The organism is Enterococcus casseliflavus NBRC 100478, from assembly GCF_001544095.1.
GTDB lineage: Bacteria > Bacillota > Bacilli > Lactobacillales > Enterococcaceae > Enterococcus_D > Enterococcus_D casseliflavus.
Window position 1 is genome coordinate 1 of record NZ_BCPT01000018.1, and the last position, 18,889, is coordinate 18,889.

Below are 18,889 nucleotides of genomic sequence, written 5' to 3' on the forward strand. Positions count from 1 at the left end.
TAAGAAGGGGCTTTCTACGATCGTTCAATTAAAAAAGATCAGCCTTACGTACAAAGTTGCGCATACCTAGACAGTCTCGCGGGAAACGACTCTTACATCAAACTCTTCAACTCGACATCTGGGTACTTGTCAGCGAACCAGCGCATCGCAAATTGGTTCTCAAACAAGAACAATGGCTGGTCGAAACGGTCTTTCGCTAAAATGTTACGACTGGAGCTCATACGCTCATCCAAGTCTTTCGGATCGATCCAACGGGCAATCTTGTGGCCCATTGGGGTCATAATGACTTCGGCATTGTACTCATTCATCATGCGGTATTGGAAAACTTCAAATTGCAGTTGCCCGACAGCACCGATGATATACTCATCACTAAGATACGTCTTGTACAACTGGATAGCCCCTTCTTGGACCAACTGATAGATTCCTTTGTGGAAAGATTTTTGCTTCATCACATTTTTTGCAGTGACTTTCATAAAGAGTTCCGGAGTAAATGATGGCAGCTCTTCGTAAGCAACTTTTAGTTTTCCTTCATAGATCGTATCGCCGATTTGATAATTTCCCGTATCATAAACCCCGATAATATCCCCAGCGACTGCTTCTTCAATATTTTCTCTGGTGTCTGCCATAAATTGTGTCACATTGCTGAGTTTCATTTTTTTGCCAGTACGCTCAAGTGTCACGTCCATGCCTCGTTCAAAGGTTCCTGAACAAATACGGACAAAGGCGATCCGGTCACGATGGGCAGGGTTCATATTTGCTTGGATCTTGAACACAAACCCAGACATTTCTGGTTCATAAGGACTGACTTCATCACCAGCCAAAGTTTTGTGACCGTAAGGCGCTGGTGCAAAGGACAAGAAGGTTTCCAAAAAGGTCTGCACGCCGAAATTCGTAAGGGCGGAACCAAAAAACACGGGTGTTTGATCGCCTCGTGCGATTTTTTCTGTATCAAAGGCATCGCCAGCTTCTTGCAGTAATTCTACTTCTTCTAAAACTTGTTGGAACAGCCCATCTTCGGCAAATGGATGGTCTGAAGGAAATTGACCATTTTCATCTAGGGCAACTAAGCGTTCCCCACCATGATTGTCTGGACGGTAAAATTCGACCCGTTGGTTATGGATATCATACAGTCCTTCCAAGCCTTTCCCCATGCCGATCGGCCAATTCATTGGAAATGATTCGATCTCTAAAAGATCTTCTAGTTCTTCTAATAATTCTAATGGTTCGCGGCCATCACGGTCGAGTTTATTGATAAAGGTAAAAATCGGAATACCGCGTTTTTTAACGACCTGGAAGAGTTTTTTCGTTTGCGCTTCGATCCCTTTTGCGCTATCGATCACCATGACCGCACTATCCACCGCCATCAAGGTACGGTAGGTATCTTCAGAAAAGTCCTCATGCCCAGGGGTATCTAAAATATTGACCCGTTTGCCTTGGTAATCAAACTGCATAACGGAACTGGTCACGGAGATCCCCCGTTGTTTTTCAATTTCCATCCAGTCGGACTTTGCAAAATTCCCAGTCTTTTTTCCTTTGACCGTACCGGCTTGGCGAATCGCGCCACCGAATAATAACAATTGTTCTGTAATGGTTGTTTTCCCCGCATCCGGGTGGGAAATAATCGCAAAGGTACGGCGACTATCTACTTGTTGTTTTAATTTTGGATTATCCATTGATTTTATTGCTCCATTTCTTGTATTTACAATGCGAACAGTGACCATTTTAGACTGTCGCTAGTTTTCTGACCAAATCAGTATATCATGGATAAGGGTGATAAAAAAGCAAAAAAAGACAAGAACCCCCTTTGACTACTCTCTTTTACAGAGTTAGGCAAAGGGCGTTCTTTCCATTTGATGGAAATAAATTAAAATGCTGGCAATAAGGTATCGCTATGGTCGTTTTCTAAAAATTCGCGAACTTTATCGCTAGTCATGGCACGGCGCAAAACGGCGATTTTTTCAGAATCTTGATTGTCTTCTCGAGCAACCAATGAGATAGCAAAGCGATCATCGATCGTTTTTTCTAAGAAAAGGGCATCGGCTGGTTTCAAACCGATTTTCGCAATATAGGTTGGGTAGTTGTATACCAAGGATACATTCGGTTCATCATAGGCTTCCGCAAGATTCAGTAAATCAACAGATAACCATTCAAAATTTTTCGGATTTTTGGTAATGTCTTTTAAGGTCCCATTGACACCAACGCCTTCTTTAAGGGTGATCAATCCTTCTTCTGCTAAAATCGCTAACGCTCGACCTTCGTTAGACACATCATTCGGCAATGCAACTTTCGTTCCTTCTGGAATATCATTGATATCCGTATATTCTTTGGAATAAAAACCGACTTTTGCATTGTAGATTTTATCTAATGCCACTAGGTTTGCATCTTTTTCTTCATTATACATTCGCATATATGGTTCATGTTGCGCAAAGTTGGCATCGACCTCGTCATTATTCAGCAGCTCATTGTACTGGATATTGTCATTGACTTGGACCAACTGGATTTCCCAGCCATCTTCCACTGCTTCCGCTGCAACTTTTACGACATCGGTCATTGGTGTCGTTTGCGAAGCGACCTTGATGATTTTCTCTTCGCTCGCCTCATCCGAACTCGTACCGCAAGCCCCCAATACACCTAATGCCAATACACTCAATCCTAAAACAAATCCTTTTTTCACTTTCATTCCTCCTATTTTCGTTTATCAAGTTTTCTTGCTGCTTGATTGCCAATCCCTTGCAGGATAAAGACCAAAAGAATCATGATGATAATTGCAAAATACATGACGCCATATTCATAGCGTTGATAGCCATAGCGGATCGCAAAATCGCCGATACCACCACCGCCGACGATCCCCATCACTGTTGAATAAGAAACCATGCTGACTGCTGTCGTCGTTAAAGATAAAATCAAGCCGCTTCTAGCTTCCACCAGTAAAAACGACCAAACGTATTGCCATTGACTGACGCCAAGGGATTTCGCCAAATAAGAAACTTCTTCGGGGACATCCAGCAGCACTTGCTCCGTCAAGCGAGCAAAAATACTCATAGCAACGATGCTCAAAGGGAAACTGGCGGGAATCGGTCCAAATGAGCTGCCTAAAAGCATCCGCGTCAGTGGGATCAACGCTACGACAAATAATAGAAACGGAAACGAGCGGATGATCGTCACAACGAGATTCAAACCCTCATAAAGAAATGAGATTTTTTTTCCACGACTGCGGCTAAGAAAGAGCCAGACACCTAGCGGTAGTCCTAAGACAATGGCTGCGAGCATCGAAATCCCCATCATGATCGCTGTTTCTTTCAAAGACTGAAGTAATTCAGGCAGATAATACAAAATACTCTCACTGATCGTCATGCAGCAAACTCCTCTCCACTTTGTCCACATAAGAGCTTTCTTTGCGGACAATTGGCTGCGGCTGATTGACAAATTCCGCCGCAAAGACGGCATCTTCCAATACAAACACACGTTGACAAATTTGTCTGACTGCGGTTAGCTCATGACTAACGAAAATGACTGCTGGCTGAAACGTCTGTTGAACTTTTTGCAGTAAAGCAAGTACATCGGCTTTCGTATCTTCATCCAGCGCACTAGTGGGTTCGTCACACAGCAAGATTTTCGGCTCACGGATCAATGCTCGCGCAATAGCCACTCGTTGTTTCTCCCCACCGCTCAACTTGGCTGGATAACTGTCGGCTTTGTCTTCCATCCCAACAAATGAAAGCATCTCCAACACCTTCTTTGATGATTTCCCCATTAACTTCAAGGGCAAATAGACATTTTCAAAAACGGTTCGATTGTGTAGCAGATTGTAATTTTGAAAAATCATGCCGATTTCCTGCTGCGCATGTAGCAGTTGCTTTTTGTTTAAGGGATCGATTCGTTTCCCGTCAAAGAGCAGCTCCCCACTGTCAGGTGTCTCAATTAAGTTCAAAAGCCGAAGCAACGTTGATTTCCCCGAGCCGCTTTTGCCGACGACCCCAACAATTTCCCCCGGCTGAACAGCAAAAGAAAGACCATCTAGGACGTTTCGATCGTAACGCTTTGTGATGTTGATGGCTTCTAACATCTTTTTTCCTCCTAATCAAACAGCAACGCAAGAAATTCAGCGTTAGTCATCTGATGGATAAATTGCTCGATGGCAATATCCTTTAGCAAGCGGCTAATGGTGTTTTGTTCAAAATCAATACCTCGTAGCATCGCTTCAAGTTCACTGATCTCTTTTTGTCCAAAAAAATCACCGGTAATTTGAATCGCTGCAATCTTGCCTTTGTTGACAGTAAAATCGACTTCAACGATCCCAACCTGCGCAAACCGCTTTCTTTTTTGCCATTCAAAAGCAGGCGCTTCATTAAAAATCCACTCATTGTTCGCGTAACGTTCTTCAAACAACGTTTGAATCGCTTGGCGATCCGCATCCGTGAAGACGATCTCTTGCTCACTGATTTCATCAATCGATTCTACTTCATAGATTCGGCAAAGGAGTGTGTCTCGAAATGCCTTGGTATCCATTGATTGGTATTGTTCTGCCAAATACGGTTTAATATTCGTCACACTTTTCCGTACGGATTTCGTTGCTTTAGAGGCAATTTTTTCTTGGGCAACGTGCAGAACTTTTGTTAATTCTTCTAAATCCACATCATACATCAATGTGCCATGAGAATACGTTCGACCTTTTTTTGTATACATCGCGTTGCCAGAAAACTTTTTCCCATCAATGAACAGATCATTGCGGCCATGTACTTCTACCTCCTTGGCTCCCATTGCCGCTAAGCCTTTCATGATCGGTTGTGTTGCACTTTGGTAGTCACCAAAACTCGTGGCATCTTTTTTGGTGACAAAACTAAAGCTCATGTTGCCTAGATCGTCATAAACTGCTCCACCGCCAGATGTCCTGCGAGTCAACACGATATTGCGACTCCTTAAATAGTCAAAATCAATCTCTTGATACGCATTTTGATTTCTGCCGATTATAACACATGGTTTTTGTATGTATAACAGAAGACAAGGTTCTGAAACATCTACGTTATTCATTAAATACTCTTCAGTTGCCAAATTGTAACGGATATCCTCACTAAGCATACGGTAAAATTTCATTTCAAGCCCCTCGTTCTTATTAGATTTCTATGGATATTCTCGCTTTTCTTACGGAAAATTGCAATCAAACTGCTTAACGATAAGATACACGTGTTTTTTTATCTGTTTTTAAACTGTATTATTGATTAGATTTATCGTAACCGTTTCTTACAAACAAATCAAGGGGAATAAGTAAAAAAAAGGAACAAAAAAGACCAAAGCAGTTGCCTTGGTCTTTCTCATTTCATTCATGCGGAACTTTAACGGCGAGGCTCATCTTCCTCAAAATCTTTGCGGAAATAGCGGCGTTCTTCTTCTGGTTCCACTTCGCCTTCTTCTGGATCATGGAAGATTACACGGATCTTCAAGACACGTGATCCTTCCATTTCTTCAGAAATCAATTTCACGTTATCCACTTCAAAGGAAAGTTTCTCTCCTTCATCTGGAATCATTCCTAAAGCAGTGATCAAGTAGCCTGCCATCGTATCGACGTCGCTCATATGCAAGCTCATATTGAAAGCTTCATTGAAATCATCGATCAGCATCCGACCTTGGATCACGTATTCTTTATCAGAGATTTTTTCATAAAGCTCTTCGACCTCATCGGATTCATCATCGATCTCACCGACGATTTCTTCAAGCAAGTCTTCTAACGTAACTAACCCAACGACTCCGCCGTATTCATCAAGCAAGATCGCCATTTGGTTTTGGGTTTTCTTTAATTCATAAAGCAAATCATCGATAAAGACTGTTTCTGGCACAAACAATGGTTCTTGCAAGATCTGCTTGATGTCCATTGTTTCAAAGCCGTATTTGTAGGCACATTTCAAAAGGTTTTTGGTATGCAAAATCCCAACGACTTTGTCTTTATCTTCATTATATACAGGAATACGAGAATAATTTTCTGCTAAAATTTCAGTCAAAATTTCTTCTACTGAGTCATTGATATCCACCATAAAGGCAGAGGTTCGGGGAACCATGACTTCACGGGCGACTTTCGTATCTAATGAAAAGATCCCTTGCAGCATCTCTAATTCATCTTCTTCGAAGACTCCTTCTGTTTCCAACATATACCGCATTTCATCACGGGTCATCTTTGTGTCTTCATCGTCAAATTCCATTGGAGTGATCCGCGCCAATAAGCTTGTTGAAGCAGATAAGAACCAGACGAAGGGTTTTGCAATAATCCCGATCGTTCGAATCACACCAGAAGTGAACTGAGCAACTTCTTCTGATTTGTTCATGGCGATACGTTTTGGATACAACTCACCGAAAACGATCGACACATAGGTCAAGATCGCTAAAACGATAATGTTCGCTAAACTTTTAGCCGCCGTTCCTCCACCTAATAAAGGTGCCAGACGGGTCGACAAGGTATCTGCCAGAGATGCCCCAGATAAGATATTCACCAAGGTAATCCCAACTTGGATCGTTGACAAGAAATTTGTTGGATTATCAATGATTTTCAATAATTTTTGTGATTTGACATTTCCTTCTTCCGCTTTTTGCTCCACACGGTTTTTGTTGACTGAGACGACTGCGATCTCAGAGGCCGCTAGAAAAGCGTTGATCAATGTCAAAACGATCAATAATAAAATTTGCGCTAGAAGCGACTGACTCTCGGGGTCAGCATTCATAATAGCATTCTCTCCTTATTTTTTCATATTCTAAAAAAAATCGTGGGCTTAGCCCACGATAAAATCCTATCACAAAGTTTTTTTCTTTGCAATAAAAAACACCAGTCATTGATTACTCGATCAACCGTTCTTGATTTTTCTTGATTTTGTCATCTTTGATCAGACGAACAATAAAGACCACGATCGTCCGACAAATTGCGTAAAACGGTACTCCTAAGAAAATTCCCAGCAAACCTGCCAGATTTCCAGCGACCAATAAAACCAAGATGATCGTTAATGGATGGATCGCTAATGATTTTCCGATCACATTCGGGTAGATAACATTTCCATCTAATTGTTGGACGACTAGTACCACGACACAGCACAGCAATGCGCGGAACGGTTCATCAAACACCGTCACTAAGACTGCTGGAATCAAGCCAAGATACGGACCTAAATAAGGAATCAAGTTTGTGACCCCTGCGATCACCCCAAAAAGAAAGGCATAGTTCACGCCGATCATCCAGTACCCAATAAACGTGAAGGTAGCGACAAAAATACATTCGATCGCTTGCCCACTGATGTAATTGGATAATGTCTTGTTTAAGTCACCTAGCAACCCAACAATCTGCTCGCGTCTTCTTTCTGGAAAAACAGTTTTCAGATTAGGAACTAGCTTTTCTCCATCCTTCAACATGTAGAAAAGGATGAATGGGACTGTAACGATGATCATCGTCGCGGAAGCAATCGTACTGACGATCGATCCTAAGCTAGTGGATAACCCACTAAGAAACTGCTGCAGCAAAGAACCATAAGAAAGATTTAGGTTTTCTAACTGCTGCGCGATATCGATTTGTTTGAAAAATGGATCATCTGCGATCCTTGAGATCCAGCTTTCCATATTTTTGGCAAATGTTGGAATATTTTCCGCCAATGAAGTAATCTGACTCACCAGATTAGGAATAACGCTGACGAAAATCAAGATGATTGCTGCTACTAATAACAATAGAACCAATATGACAGCAAACAGTCGTTTTATTTTTGTCGTTTTCATCAAAAATAGGACGATTGGATTTAGCAGATAGTACAGAAAGCCAGCAATCAATACTGGTGCAAATAAAGTAGAAAAAAACGTGCCGATCGGTGCAAATAGAAAATTGACTTTACTTAACACAAACACGAGTGTCACTAAAACCAATGCTTCCAATGACCAAAAGAACAGTTTTGATTGTTTGAATTTGTCGAACAAAAGATTCCCTCCCTTTTTTATAACATTATAGTTGATTTTGTAAAAAAAAGCTTGCGACTTTAGCCGCAAAAAAAAGAAATTTGTAAAAAAAGTGGTATACTAATAAAAATAACGGAGAAATCATAGCTGAGGTGAGTTTTTTTATGCATATCGCACAAACAAAAGATACGCTAAGTGAGATCTATTTGGCGTCATTGAAAATACGAAATCAAGTGTTCGTGAAAGAGCAAGGGGTTCCATTAGCATTAGAAGTAGATGAAAATGAGGCATTGGCTGTTCATTTCGTCTTATATGACGATGACAATGAAGCAGTCGCAACCTTACGTTTTTTACCGATCTCTGATCATGAGGTGAAATTACAGCGAATGGCGGTGCCAGCTGCTCATCGAGGTTCAGGCTACGGCAGGCAGTTGATCGAGGGAGCGGAAGCTTTCATTCAAAAACAAGGAATCAAAAAAGTCACGTTAGGGGCACAGTTAACTGCCAAAGAATTTTACTTGAAGTTAGGCTATCAGCCTGAAGGCGATGTCTTTTTAGACGCGGATATGCCCCATATCAAAATGAGCAAAACCTTTTAACGAGCAGTGATTACTTAAAGCAGCGACCCCAAAACAGATTCTTCCTCTGTTTTGGGGTCGCTGCTTTTTATTCCTCTGCTTCAAAGATCTCTTCAATCGCTGTCAGCAACGCTTGCGCCACCCTTTGATCATAGCCTTCACTTGTAATCATTGCCAGATCAGTGTCACTGTTCAAATAGCCTAACTCCAACAAAACTGCTGGAATATATTGCTCTCGTAAAACATAATAGTTACCAAAACGAGTGCCGTTGGAACTCAATGCCACTGAACTACTCAAACTGGAAGTGATCGTTTCTGCCATCTCTTTTGCCCCAGTATAGTAATAGTAAGTTGTCAGTCCTTGATTGCTGTTTGGTAGCTCTGAATTGTCGAAATGAATGCTGATAAATAGATCTGGTTCCTGCGAGAGTGAAGCTGCAGTAATTTCAGACAGCGCTAAATAGCGATCTTCGGTGCGTGTATAACTGACTTGAATTCCCGCTTGGGTCAGTACTTCGCCGATGGTTTGGACGGTGGCTAACGTCAAATCTTTTTCCATGATCGTTTGATCCGTTGACAGTGCCCCAGAATCTTCGCCGCCGTGCCCCGCATCAAGAACGACTTTAAAGTCTGACAATTTTTTTGGAGTCTCCGAAAGTGGAACTTCTTGGATGGATGCAGAATGCTTTTCAATGTAACCCGTTATTCCATCGTCTGTTTGGATTTCAACCATCTCTTCTGTTTGACTAAGTACGGTTGCCCAACTTCCACGGTGGATCTTCCCGATGACGGTTTCTTGACTTGTTGTCTGATAAATCGATACATAATCGTTCTCACTTTCAATCGCTGCATCGTATTCTGAGGGATCCACGTAAATTTGGACCATGCTTGCCGTTTGTGCGACCTCTTCTGCTTGAGCGTCCGACTCGGTTTGAGCCGTGCTTTCTTGGGTCTCTTCTTGAACAAAATGATCATTTCTCAACACAGCAAAACCTGCCGCAAAAAGTAGAATCATGGTAGTACCGATAACAAGCTTCCCTTTTTTCTTCATTTGCTTCCCCCACTTTTTTCTTGGTCTTTCTATCATGGGACTAGCAGCTTAAACAGAACTTAAAAGCAACTGCTAGAAGCAACCTTCTCACAGCACAAAAAAACTTCAACCGAAATGGTTGAAGTTTCTCGGGAAAAATGAGCGATCCGACCCACTTCACTTATTTTTGAGACAACTGCTTGTAGCGATCATACCAAATGTCCACATACCCTTGCGAAAAGGGTCCTTTGCCATTATTGATCCAATCTACTAAAATTTTGACATTTTCTTTCAAGATAAAATCAATGTCTTGCGGATATTGCATAATCTTACTGTGCAATTCATACTCATCCACATCTAGTAAACGTTTCTCGCCATCAGGAAATACTTTGATATCAAGGTCATAATCGATATATTTCAATGCCTCTTCATCAAGTAAATACGGTGAAGCAAGATTACAATAATAGGAAACCCCCTTTTCTCGAATCATTGCAATAACATTAAACCAGTATTTTTTATGAAAATATACAATTGCTGGTTCACGGGTAACCCAGCGTCTTCCATCTGATTCGGTCACTAATGTATGATCGTTGACCCCTATCACTGAGAATTCACTGGTCTTTAAGACCATCGTATCCCGCCACGTTCGATGCAAATTGCCGTCATGTTTGTAGCTTTGAATGCTGACAAACTCTCCTTCTTTTGGAACTCGCATAGCAACCCTTCCCTCAGCAAGAAAACTTGCGTTTTGTTTGGGTGTTCATTACACCGACATCGTTAATATTATAGCAATAAAAGAAAGCTTTGCCTAGAAATCTTTATCGAGTTTCTGATATTTCTTTAATTGATCCACCAATTTCTGCTGGGGTTTTGGGAAAACATAGTTTTGAAAGGATTCTTTTGCTGCCCATTCGCTGTCTTGTAACGTGAGCTCTCCCCGTTTTCTGCCGTAAAATAAAAGGACGTGCCATTTCAAATGACTAAAGATATGAGTGATCTCGCCAAAATGTCGTTTTTGCCAAACGACAGGCAGATCAGGAAAAATCTCGAGCGCATCATCTTCGGCAATCAAGTCCAACTGCAGTTGCTCCTCTTTTGCCCATGTTCGCTGCAGAGCCTCGTACTGTTCTTTCGTCACTTCTACCAAAGGAAAATGCCACATAGAAGCCAATAAGCCTGTTTCAGGTCGTTGCACGAGTAAAAACGAGCCTTGATCTTCGATGGCGCCTGCGATGTAATAGACATCTTTTGGCTTTGCTTTTTTCGATTTCACTGGAAAGTCTGTTTGTCGATTCTCCGCATAAGCAAGACAATACTGACTGATGGGACACTCTTCACATTTCGGTGTGGTGGGTGTACAGATTCGTGAGCCAAGATCCATCAAGGCTTGATTAAACTCACCAGGTTCATCGGGGGAAATGATTGTTCTCATCGCCTCGTCGAATGGTCTTCGGCTGCTGGCTTTCGCAATATCTGCTTCGATACAAAATAACCGACTGACGACCCGCATCACATTTCCATCGATTGCCGGTTCTGGCAAGCCAAAAGCAATACTGCCAATGGCTCCAGCTGTGTAGGGACCAATTCCTTTTAATGAGCGAATCTCTTCAATTGATTGGGGCATTTCTCCGTCGAATTCGGCAACGATTTGCTGGGCGGCAGCCTTAAGGTTACGGGCACGAGAGTAATAACCTAAACCTTCCCAAACCTTTAAAAGCTTTTGTTCTTCGGCTGCCGCCAAGTCTTGGATCGTCGGGAATTGTTCCATAAAACGATAGAAATAGCCAATCACTGTCTCCACTCGTGTTTGTTGAAGCATGATCTCTGAGATCCAGATTGCATACGGATCGTTGGTCGCCCGCCAAGGCAGATTGCGTTTTTCTTTATGATACCAAGTTAAAAATGTTTCTTGGAACGTCTTGATTTTTTCTTCATCCCAAGTTTCCCATTGCTTACTCATCCACTACTTCCTCATCTAAGAATCGTTGTATATCATCGATGGCAAACCCTTTTTGATAAAGGCCTTGCTTGATTTTCATTTTTCGTTTCATCAACGGTAACCGCTGATGCCGCCGCATAAGTCGGGCCCCTTCTCTTTGGAGCGCTTCATTTTCTTGGTCCTCATCTTTTTCCATCGGTAATTCATCCAAAATCATCTGAATGACTCCTTGATGAAAACCTTTTTGCATCAAATGCATTTTTATCTTTTGGATCATTTCTTTATGGCTTTTGTTGTGAAAACGACGCATCGCTTTTTCAGCCGTATGATAACCGACTTCAAACTGCATTTCCTCGGTATACAAAGGCAATACTTCCTGAATCACGGGATCTTTTAATCCTTTTTTTCTCAATTGCTGACTGATGACCACGGGTCCTTTATCACTCATGCGGACTTGGGTGCGAATGTAGCTCTCTCCGTAGTTTTTGTCATCGATCAAATTCAGCTCTTTCAGACGTTCAACGACTAAGTCTCGGTCTTGTTTTTCGATTTCTTTGTCTTTCAAATAGGTACGGACTTCCATTTCAGAACGCAGCTGATAGCTGATATAGTTCATGGCTTGCTGCAATCCTAGATCAAACCCCGCACTTTTTTTGATTTCTTTTAATTCTTCTTCACTCAGTTCCTTGCCTTTTAATAGCCGAAAACGGACCAAAAGATCTTCTGAGACCCGCAGCGTCTCACCTTCTGATGTCGCCACTTCATAAAATGGTCCTTTTCCTTTATTGATACGAATAATTGTATTCATCTTCTTCACCTCGCGAACGTACATTCTATTTTACCACAACTACGATGAAATTCCTTCTAATCAAGCTGAAAAAATGTGGTAAAATGAACTGACTATTTTATTTAAGGAGTTCACATGGCAAATACACAAGTCCAGCTTGGACAAAAACTACAACTAACGATCAAACGCTTGGGGATCAACGGAGAAGGCATTGGGTATTACAAAAAGTTGATCATCTTTGTTCCCCGTGTTCTACCGGGGGAACAGGTCATTGCCGAAGTCACCAAAGCATCTCCCCGCTTTGCTGAAGCTAAGATGACCAAAATCATCAAGCCAAGCAGCGATCGCATCCAACCACCCTGCAAGTTTTACGACCGGTGCGGCGGCTGCCAATTGCAGCACTTAGTCTACGACAAACAATTAGACTTCAAAAAAGACCTATTGAAACAGGCACTTGAAAAATTTAAGCCAAAAGGCTACCAACAGTTTGAACTAAGGGATACTTTAGGCATGGATGTTCCTTGGCATTACCGCAACAAAGCACAATTTCAATTGCGTTACAACAGTCAAACCAAACGAATCGAAGCGGGTTTATACGAAATGGAGTCTCATCGCTTAGTCGCCATTGATGATTGCCTCGTACAAGAACAAGATACGCAAAAAGTGATCAACGGCATCGTCCAATTGTTGAATAAATACCAGATCCCGATTTACGATGAACGCAAAAACAGCGGGATTCTAAGGACATTGATGGTTCGTATCGGGATCGCGACTGGCGAAGTTCAAGTCGTGTTTATTACCAACTCTGTCAAACTGCCGCAAAAAAATGCGCTGATTCGCGAGATCAATCAGCGCTTGCCGCAAGTCGTTTCCATCATGCAAAATGTGCAAAACAAAAAAACGTCCGTCGTCATGGGAGAGGAAACGATTCATCTTTGGGGCAAAGAAGCGATCGAAGAACGGTTGAATGAACTGACCTTCGACTTGTCCGCCCGCGCATTCTTCCAGCTGAATCCACAGCAAACCAGCATCTTGTATCAAGAAGGGTTAAAAGCCCTTGACTTGAGCAAAAATGAAACAGTCGTTGATGCCTATTGCGGTGTGGGAACGATTGGGTTGAGCGTGGCTCCTTATGCCAAAGAAGTCCGCGGCATGGACATTATTCCTCAAGCAATTGAAAATGCCCAAGAAAATGCACGCCGCATTGGTGCCCAAAATACCCATTATGAAACGGGAACTGCTGAGGAGCTCTTACCAAAATGGTTTAATGAAGGCTTCAAACCTGATAGCATTATTGTTGATCCGCCAAGGACAGGCTTGGATGAACGATTATTGCAAGCTTTGCTGAAACAACCACCGAAGAAGATGGTCTATATATCTTGTAATGTTTCTACTTTAGCAAGAGACTTGGTCCAATTAGCCAAAGTGTTTCACGTAAAATATCTGCAATCAGTAGATATGTTTCCACAAACCGCCCGCTGCGAAGTAGTGGTAAAATTGACCAGAAAATAAACACTCGCCTGACAAATCATCTTGTGATCTGTCAGGCGAATATTGTTTTCGTTGCCTTTTAATTGATTTGTAAGACGAGGACTTTCGTGGCAATAAAGGTATCCCCTACTCGCTGCCCATAAAGACTTACCGATCGTTCAAGCTGCAGATCCGCACGTGACCCCTCCACGATTCGAGAATTATGCGATTGTGCATCATATAGAATTACTTTTATCTCAGTCTCGCTAGTAATCGTAAATTTGAGTTTTTCTTCTGAAGATATTGCGATATCGATTTCCTCATCCCCTTCAGTTCTTGTAGAAAAATTGGTTATCTCTAGTTCAAAATGATCCCCATCCATAGATACAAGAATGCCTGTTTCATCTGCTTGTGCCAATTCCTCATTCGCTCGCTCTGCATCTGTCTGAGTCACTTGTTGCGCTTTTGTCTGATCGGTTGGATCGTCATTATTTTGCGTCTCGTCTCCACTTTGACTCGATTGTGTTTGCGCTTGCGGCGTATTGATTTGGTTGTTGATGGGTACGTTGTCGTTGTTTGTCTGTGGGTCATTCGCAGCAACACCGCAACCACTAAGTAATGCCACAAACAAAATAATTGCTGTTTGTTTTTTTATCATAAAAAACACCTTCCTTTTATTCATAGCGTAATGCTTCGATCGGTTTTAATTTCGACGCTTTATAAGCGGGCAAGTAACCAAAAATAGTACCGATCAGCATTGAAAATGACACACTGATCAAAATGGATAACAATGAGATCGTCATCGGATACTCTAACAGACGCAAAGCGATAAGACTGATCAACAGACCGACGAAGATGCCAATCAGCCCGCCGATCACCGATAAAACGATTGCTTCTGTCAAAAATTGCTGCAAAATCACTTTACGTTTGGCACCCAATGCTTTCTTCAAACCGATCTCTCTGGTACGCTCTGTCACACTGACCAGCATCGTATTCATTACACCGATCCCACCGACGAGTAAGGAAATGCTAGCAATTCCCCCCAGTAAAATCATATTCGATCGATTGATATCATCGGTCATTTTCTGCACTTCATCATAGTTGCGGATGGAAAAAACAAAATCCGAAGGCGGAATACTCTTGGTCAATTCATGGCTGGCTTGGACGACTGCTGATTCTAAGACGTCCGCATTCGTTGCCTGAAACAGCACTGTTGGCCTTTGGTTGAGCTTTCCTTCGACGAAACTTTGGCTGCCTCGAGGGATGAAGACATATTTTCCTGACAGTTGCTCCGTGTCAGAAACAGCTACGCCAACGATGCGAAAGGGCGTCCCATTGATTTCGATCAGTTGATTGATAGGATCACGATAGGAGAAAAAAATTTCCGCCAAATCTTTCGTAATCACCGCAACTTGTTTTTGTGTCTGCAATTCGGTTTCAGTCATTGCTCTGCCAGCAAGGATCGTATGGGGCAAAATTTCAAAGAACCCGCCATCCATGCCTAGCACTGTCGTATCGGTTTGCTGGTCTCTTTGGAAAACTGTCAGATTGGCTTCATAGAACAAGCTAACGTTCTTGGCGTGATCAATGGTCAGCAACTTTTGCAGCTCTCCTTCTGATAGTTGCGGGGCGTAATCAGGCAAACGATCATTTCTGCCGCTTTCGCCCGCTAAAAAAGCACTTCTGGCGTCATATTCGATCCGCATCGAGTTAGTATCACCACCAATCAGCTGCTTTTTCATGTTCTCAGTATTTCCGTTGATGATACTCACAATGGAAATGATGGAGGCAATCCCGACAATGATTCCTAGCATCGTCAACAAGGAACGCAAACGATGCTGGTAGATTGCTTGAATGGCTAAGCGAATATTTTCGGTCATCTTGTGCCCTCCTCAACAACTTCACCATCTTTAATGACGATTTGCCGCTTTGCATAGTCCGCGACTTCTTGTTCGTGGGTAATCAAAACCACTGTTTTTCCTAGATGATTCAGCTTAGTAAATAGCGCCATAATCTCATGACTATTAGCGGTATCTAAAGAACCCGTTTGCTCATCCGCTAAGATCACATTTGCTTCTCCTGCTAATGCCCGAGCAATCGCTACTCGTTGTTTTTGCCCCCCTGACAACTGATTGATCCTAAAATCGATCCGATCCCTCAATCCGACACTTTCTAAAGCGTGAATTGCTCGAGTCGTTCGTTCTTCCTGATTGACACCAGCATACAAGAGCGGTAAGGCAGCATTTTGTAAAACGGATAGTTTGGGCAACAGTTCAAAATTTTGAAACACGAAGCCGATTTTTTGATTGCGGATCTCGGACAGTTCATCTTCACTCATTTGACTGGTATTTTTACCATCAAGTAGATAGCTGCCCGTTGTTGGCGTGTCTAAACAGCCAATAATATTCATCAAGGTCGACTTGCCTGATCCCGATCGGCCCATGATGGAAACAAACTCGCCAGCATTGATTGTTAAGTTGATTTTTTTCAAAACGTGAATCTCACTAGTGCCCTGTGGGAACGTTTTGCAGACATCAATCAGTTGGATCATTTGGTCTCACATCCATTCCTTCTTGGATCCGAACTGTTGGGAAGACGAGCGCCACTTGCATATCCAGTTCACTTTCTAACAGATACATGGCTTCATCCGTTTCATCTTCCATGATTTCCACGGATAGTTTACTGATTTTATGGTCCTCAACGACGTAGATGAAGGGCCTATCTTCTTCATAAAACACGAACGATTTGGGCAGCTTGATCGCGGTTTGCTCTTCCTCAATGCGTTCTACAAAACAATGGATACCAATACTAGGTGGCTCTTCACTTTCGTCTAAAACGACTTCAAAACTAAATTGCGACAAATTGGGATTTGCGCCTTGTTCTTCAACCACTACCGAAGGCTCTTTCATATCCCCAACTCGGGTGATCTTTCCAGTCCATCGCTGACTGCCGCCATTACGGTCTCTAAGTTCAACTTTTTGACCAGGCTCAAGTTGATTGCGGCGAAATTCATCCACAGTCCCTTTTAAAAAGAGCCGACTGGTATCAACGATCGTCATAAAAGGATTCTCTGGAGTTGCTTCACTTGCGCTTCGATTCATTTGTCGTTCGTCCACGTCTTTAACGATTCCATCAATTTCGGCTTCCACGACGTCTGAGCCATGTTGATCTTTGACTGAACGTAGTTCTAATTCTGCCCGTTCCAGCTCTAATTCGGCATCGCCAATGCTGCTTTCCAAGTTTTGCGCTTCTAGCAGTAATTGACTTTGCTGCATTTCCAAATCGGTTTTACGATCTTCCAGCCCTTCTTTGTCCTCTTCTTCCGCACTGGCAATTTTTTGTTTCGTCTCCTCCAGCTGATTCGTGACCTTATTGTATTGTTCCCATTTTTGATTCGTTTGCCGTCTTGCTTGTTCCACAGCTCTCGAGCGATTTGCCGTCGCCTGTTCTGCTTCTTTAATGGCCAAAGCCCCCTCAGGGTTAGAGTAAACAAAAAGAGCTTGCCCTGCTTTGACTTGATCCCCTGCCTCTACTTTTTTCTCAACAACTGATCCTCTTGAGCTATCCACCTTGACTTCAACCGTTCTTGCTGGTTCAACGACTCCTACTAAGTAAAAATCTGCTCTCGGTTGCAGATCTTGCAAAGTTATTTGAGTGATGGAAGGTTCTTCACGACGAGCAATCCCCCAGGTACTCGTCCAGCCTAAACTGCCGATAATCAGTAAACTACTGATGATCATGAAACTCTTTTTTGATTTGTTCATATGCTTTCTCAAACATCTCACCTTCCTGATTGGTTAATCGAATGACCACCTTTATTTAACCATTGAATCAATTTCCGTTTTGAACGTTTCTCTTAATATCTACTGAAGATTTCTTAAGAAAATAGAATTTTTCCATTCTTTTTTTATTAATATGAAGAATTATTAAGAAGAATTAGCTATTCGCTCCTACTCCTCTTTGCTATAATCAAGAAAGAATCAAGAACGAGTTAGAAAGGACTGTTTCATGCGTAGTAAATATTCTTCATTTGTCTTTTTTCTGGTTGGCTTCTTCTTATTGGTAGGAGCCTTATGGCTATTAAAGGAAACGAGACTCATTCAAATGGTGCTGGATAATTTTTTTTCAAACCTCGTTTTACAGGAAGTTGTGGAATCAAGTGATGGCGAAGGCGGGATGATCCTTGGTACATTTGTCGACTGGCGCCCTGTTAAACAATTGTTCTTGGCTTTCTCCCTCTTTCTCGTTTTTGCCGTTACCTTGATTTGCTATTTTATCTATCGTTATGTTTCAAGGAAAAAAATTGCAAGGATCGCCGAAGGAATTCAGCTCTTTTTTTCTCAATCGGAAGCAAGTTCGACGGGCAGCCTAGCGATCGATCATGAATTATTAAAAATAAAAGATTCGATGAACCGCAATGAGGCTCTTTTAAAGGAAGAAACACAGCGCACCAAGGACTTGATCACCTATTTGGCGCATGACTTAAAGACTCCCTTAGCTTCAGTGATCGGCTATCTCAACCTATTGTTGGATACGAAAAACTTGACCAATGAACAAATGACGCAATCCTTGACGATTGCTTTAGAAAAGTCTGAGCGTTTGGAAACGCTGATGAATGAATTTTTCGACATCACCCGTTTTAATCTGCAAGACATCCAATTGTATCAACGGGAACTTGATTTCGTCTTCTTACTGAAGCAAATCCAAGAAGAATTCTATCCGCTGCTGAAAGAAAAAGAACAAACCATCTGCTACTCTGGACCAGAGAGCTTGAAATTAAAAGCCGATAGTGAACAGTTGGCGCGAGTGTTAAACAATCTGTTAAAAAATGCCATTGCCTATGCGCCTGATCAAACCACGATCACAATGCAGCTAACCGTGGACGAACAAGCAGCAACTTTTATCCTAGCGAATCAAAGTGAGCCGATCGAACAAGAACAATTGGAGGCATTATTTGAAAAATTTTATCGTCTGGATCAAGCTCGTTCAACCAAGACAGGTGGAGCAGGTCTCGGATTGGCGATCGCCAAAGAAATTATTTTGGCGCATCAGGGAACGATCCGAGCTGCTAGCAAGAACAATGAGATTCAAATGATCGTCACATTGCCTTTAGCGATAAATCAACATGAAAAAACTAGAAAGTCAGTTAACTGAAAAGGAAGGTCAAT

General features: G+C 42.2%; 18 protein-coding genes. 3 read left to right on the forward strand and 15 right to left on the reverse strand.

Translation table 11 applies throughout. The features are described 5' to 3' along the window. Positions 1-92: 92 nt before the first annotated feature. The 7 genes from ECA1_RS13650 to ECA1_RS13680 all read right to left on the reverse strand — a co-directional run bounded on the left by ECA1_RS13650 (position 93) and on the right by ECA1_RS13680 (position 7,938). On the reverse strand, positions 93-1,673 hold the full coding sequence (locus ECA1_RS13650) for a peptide chain release factor 3 (RefSeq protein ID WP_060792775.1): 1,581 nt from the start codon (positions 1,671-1,673) through the stop codon (positions 93-95). 191 nt (positions 1,674-1,864) lie between these two features. Then, entirely contained in the window at positions 1,865-2,680 is an 816-nt protein-coding gene (locus ECA1_RS13655) for a MetQ/NlpA family ABC transporter substrate-binding protein (protein WP_060792776.1), read from the reverse strand. Positions 2,681-2,685: 5 nt separating this feature from the next. Then, entirely contained in the window at positions 2,686-3,354 is a 669-nt protein-coding gene (emtB, locus tag ECA1_RS13660; RefSeq protein ID WP_010748069.1) for a metal ABC transporter permease EmtB, read from the reverse strand. Beyond that, positions 3,341-4,066: a methionine ABC transporter ATP-binding protein gene (locus ECA1_RS13665; RefSeq protein ID WP_005225869.1), complete on the reverse strand. Its 726-nt coding sequence runs from the start codon at positions 4,064-4,066 to the stop codon at positions 3,341-3,343. The genes emtB and ECA1_RS13665 overlap by 14 nt, the downstream gene beginning before the upstream one ends. Positions 4,067-4,077: 11 nt before the next feature. Further along, positions 4,078-5,094, reverse strand: a complete 1,017-nt coding sequence (gene lplA / locus ECA1_RS13670) for a lipoate--protein ligase (RefSeq protein WP_060792777.1) — start codon at positions 5,092-5,094, stop codon at positions 4,078-4,080. Between the two features lie 239 nt (positions 5,095-5,333). After that, the gene (locus ECA1_RS13675) at positions 5,334-6,710 is read right to left on the reverse strand and encodes a hemolysin family protein (RefSeq protein WP_005225867.1); all 1,377 of its coding nucleotides are present in this window, start codon (positions 6,708-6,710) and stop codon (positions 5,334-5,336) included. Between the two features lie 112 nt (positions 6,711-6,822). Further along, positions 6,823-7,938: an AI-2E family transporter gene (locus ECA1_RS13680; RefSeq protein WP_005225866.1), complete on the reverse strand. Its 1,116-nt coding sequence runs from the start codon at positions 7,936-7,938 to the stop codon at positions 6,823-6,825. A 143-nt stretch (positions 7,939-8,081) separates the two neighbouring features. Between ECA1_RS13680 and ECA1_RS13685 the strand changes: the two genes are divergently transcribed. Beyond that, a complete protein-coding gene (locus ECA1_RS13685) occupies positions 8,082-8,516 on the forward strand; it encodes a GNAT family N-acetyltransferase (protein ID WP_016610225.1) in 435 nt (144 codons plus the stop codon). Between the two features lie 67 nt (positions 8,517-8,583). On the opposite strand, the gene ECA1_RS13690 is transcribed toward ECA1_RS13685, so the two are convergent. The 4 genes from ECA1_RS13690 to recX all read right to left on the reverse strand — a co-directional run bounded on the left by ECA1_RS13690 (position 8,584) and on the right by recX (position 12,272). Continuing rightward, positions 8,584-9,546, reverse strand: a complete 963-nt coding sequence (locus tag ECA1_RS13690) for an N-acetylmuramoyl-L-alanine amidase (RefSeq protein ID WP_060792778.1) — start codon at positions 9,544-9,546, stop codon at positions 8,584-8,586. A 160-nt stretch (positions 9,547-9,706) separates the two neighbouring features. Further along, a complete protein-coding gene (ntdP, locus tag ECA1_RS13695) occupies positions 9,707-10,240 on the reverse strand; it encodes a nucleoside tri-diphosphate phosphatase (protein WP_005225863.1) in 534 nt (177 codons plus the stop codon). Positions 10,241-10,333: 93 nt separating this feature from the next. Further along, positions 10,334-11,485 carry an A/G-specific adenine glycosylase gene (mutY, locus tag ECA1_RS13700; protein WP_016610228.1) on the reverse strand — a complete coding sequence of 384 codons (1,152 nt, stop codon included), beginning with the start codon at positions 11,483-11,485 and terminating at the stop codon, positions 10,334-10,336. Next, entirely contained in the window at positions 11,478-12,272 is a 795-nt protein-coding gene (recX, locus tag ECA1_RS13705) for a recombination regulator RecX (RefSeq protein WP_060792779.1), read from the reverse strand. Before recX ends, mutY begins: the two co-directional genes overlap by 8 nt. A gap of 114 nt (positions 12,273-12,386) precedes the next feature. On the opposite strand from recX, the gene rlmD reads away from it, so the two are divergent. Further along, on the forward strand, positions 12,387-13,763 hold the full coding sequence (gene rlmD, locus ECA1_RS13710) for a 23S rRNA (uracil(1939)-C(5))-methyltransferase RlmD (protein ID WP_060792780.1): 1,377 nt from the start codon (positions 12,387-12,389) through the stop codon (positions 13,761-13,763). Positions 13,764-13,821: 58 nt separating this feature from the next. Here rlmD and ECA1_RS13715 read toward each other — a convergent pair whose 3' ends face one another. From ECA1_RS13715 to ECA1_RS13730, 4 genes are read right to left on the reverse strand one after another with little or no spacing between them, the layout of a single operon-like run. Continuing rightward, positions 13,822-14,379: a hypothetical protein gene (locus ECA1_RS13715; protein ID WP_236596055.1), complete on the reverse strand. Its 558-nt coding sequence runs from the start codon at positions 14,377-14,379 to the stop codon at positions 13,822-13,824. Between the two features lie 16 nt (positions 14,380-14,395). Continuing rightward, positions 14,396-15,601 carry an ABC transporter permease gene (locus ECA1_RS13720; RefSeq protein ID WP_060792782.1) on the reverse strand — a complete coding sequence of 402 codons (1,206 nt, stop codon included), beginning with the start codon at positions 15,599-15,601 and terminating at the stop codon, positions 14,396-14,398. After that, positions 15,598-16,272, reverse strand: a complete 675-nt coding sequence (locus ECA1_RS13725; protein ID WP_060792783.1) for an ABC transporter ATP-binding protein — start codon at positions 16,270-16,272, stop codon at positions 15,598-15,600. Before ECA1_RS13725 ends, ECA1_RS13720 begins: the two co-directional genes overlap by 4 nt. Continuing rightward, the gene (locus ECA1_RS13730) at positions 16,256-17,485 is read right to left on the reverse strand and encodes an efflux RND transporter periplasmic adaptor subunit (protein WP_060792784.1); all 1,230 of its coding nucleotides are present in this window, start codon (positions 17,483-17,485) and stop codon (positions 16,256-16,258) included. Before ECA1_RS13730 ends, ECA1_RS13725 begins: the two co-directional genes overlap by 17 nt. A 244-nt stretch (positions 17,486-17,729) precedes the next feature. Here ECA1_RS13730 and ECA1_RS13735 point away from each other — a divergent pair, with 244 nt between their 5' ends. Beyond that, on the forward strand, positions 17,730-18,875 hold the full coding sequence (locus ECA1_RS13735; RefSeq protein ID WP_060792785.1) for a sensor histidine kinase: 1,146 nt from the start codon (positions 17,730-17,732) through the stop codon (positions 18,873-18,875). The last annotated feature ends 14 nt before the right edge of the window (positions 18,876-18,889 follow it).

What these genes read in the sequence shown, in the direction of transcription:
- ECA1_RS13650 (WP_060792775.1), bottom strand. Translation starts at nt 1,673, where the DNA reads ATGGATAATCCAAAATTAAAACAACAAGTAGATAGTCGCCGTACCTTT.
- ECA1_RS13655 (WP_060792776.1), bottom strand. Translation starts at nt 2,680, where the DNA reads ATGAAAGTGAAAAAAGGATTTGTTTTAGGATTGAGTGTATTGGCATTA.
- emtB (WP_010748069.1), bottom strand. Translation starts at nt 3,354, where the DNA reads ATGACGATCAGTGAGAGTATTTTGTATTATCTGCCTGAATTACTTCAG.
- ECA1_RS13665 (WP_005225869.1), bottom strand. Translation starts at nt 4,066, where the DNA reads ATGTTAGAAGCCATCAACATCACAAAGCGTTACGATCGAAACGTCCTA.
- lplA (WP_060792777.1), bottom strand. Translation starts at nt 5,094, where the DNA reads ATGAAATTTTACCGTATGCTTAGTGAGGATATCCGTTACAATTTGGCA.
- ECA1_RS13675 (WP_005225867.1), bottom strand. Translation starts at nt 6,710, where the DNA reads ATGAATGCTGACCCCGAGAGTCAGTCGCTTCTAGCGCAAATTTTATTA.
- ECA1_RS13685 (WP_016610225.1), top strand. Translation starts at nt 8,082, where the DNA reads ATGCATATCGCACAAACAAAAGATACGCTAAGTGAGATCTATTTGGCG.
- ECA1_RS13690 (WP_060792778.1), bottom strand. Translation starts at nt 9,546, where the DNA reads ATGAAGAAAAAAGGGAAGCTTGTTATCGGTACTACCATGATTCTACTT.
- ntdP (WP_005225863.1), bottom strand. Translation starts at nt 10,240, where the DNA reads ATGCGAGTTCCAAAAGAAGGAGAGTTTGTCAGCATTCAAAGCTACAAA.
- mutY (WP_016610228.1), bottom strand. Translation starts at nt 11,485, where the DNA reads ATGAGTAAGCAATGGGAAACTTGGGATGAAGAAAAAATCAAGACGTTC.
- recX (WP_060792779.1), bottom strand. Translation starts at nt 12,272, where the DNA reads ATGAATACAATTATTCGTATCAATAAAGGAAAAGGACCATTTTATGAA.
- rlmD (WP_060792780.1), top strand. Translation starts at nt 12,387, where the DNA reads ATGGCAAATACACAAGTCCAGCTTGGACAAAAACTACAACTAACGATC.
- ECA1_RS13715 (WP_236596055.1), bottom strand. Translation starts at nt 14,379, where the DNA reads ATGATAAAAAAACAAACAGCAATTATTTTGTTTGTGGCATTACTTAGT.
- ECA1_RS13720 (WP_060792782.1), bottom strand. Translation starts at nt 15,601, where the DNA reads ATGACCGAAAATATTCGCTTAGCCATTCAAGCAATCTACCAGCATCGT.
- ECA1_RS13725 (WP_060792783.1), bottom strand. Translation starts at nt 16,272, where the DNA reads ATGATCCAACTGATTGATGTCTGCAAAACGTTCCCACAGGGCACTAGT.
- ECA1_RS13730 (WP_060792784.1), bottom strand. Translation starts at nt 17,485, where the DNA reads ATGAACAAATCAAAAAAGAGTTTCATGATCATCAGTAGTTTACTGATT.
- ECA1_RS13735 (WP_060792785.1), top strand. Translation starts at nt 17,730, where the DNA reads ATGCGTAGTAAATATTCTTCATTTGTCTTTTTTCTGGTTGGCTTCTTC.